Source organism: Thermococcus sp. ES12, from assembly GCF_012027515.1.
GTDB classification, from domain to species: Archaea; Methanobacteriota_B; Thermococci; order Thermococcales; family Thermococcaceae; genus Thermococcus; species Thermococcus barossii.
The window spans coordinates 1-426 of sequence record NZ_SNUP01000094.1; the positions used below are offsets into that span (position 1 = coordinate 1).

A 426-nucleotide genomic window follows, 5' to 3' on the forward strand; every position below is an offset into this window, starting at 1 on the left:
GCAGAAGAAGTGGAACGAAGAGAAAATCTTTGAGCCAAAGATAGATAGAAATAAGCCAAAGTTCTACATCACAGTTGCTTTCCCATACCTATCAGGGCATCTGCACGTTGGACACGCAAGGACGTACACAATCCCAGATGTTATAGCGAGATTCAAGAGAATGCAGGGTTACAATGTTTTGTTCCCAATGGCATGGCACATCACAGGTTCACCAATAGTTGGAATTGCCGAAAGAATAAAGCACCGCGATCCTCAGACGATTTTTGTTTACAGAGATGTTTACAAAGTGCCGGAAGATATTCTGTGGACGTTTGAGGATCCAATAAACATCGTCAAATACTTCATGAAAGCAGCAAAGGAGACATTCATTAGAGCTGGATTCAGCGTTGACTGGAGCAGAGAGTTTCACACAACTTCACTGCATCA

Annotated in this window: 1 protein-coding gene; it reads left to right on the forward strand. The window is 42.7% G+C overall.

The genetic code is table 11. From position 1 onward, the window contains the following. Positions 1–426 (forward strand): class I tRNA ligase family protein (locus E3E37_RS11215; RefSeq protein ID WP_167717434.1); only part of this gene is annotated, 426 nt, incomplete at both ends.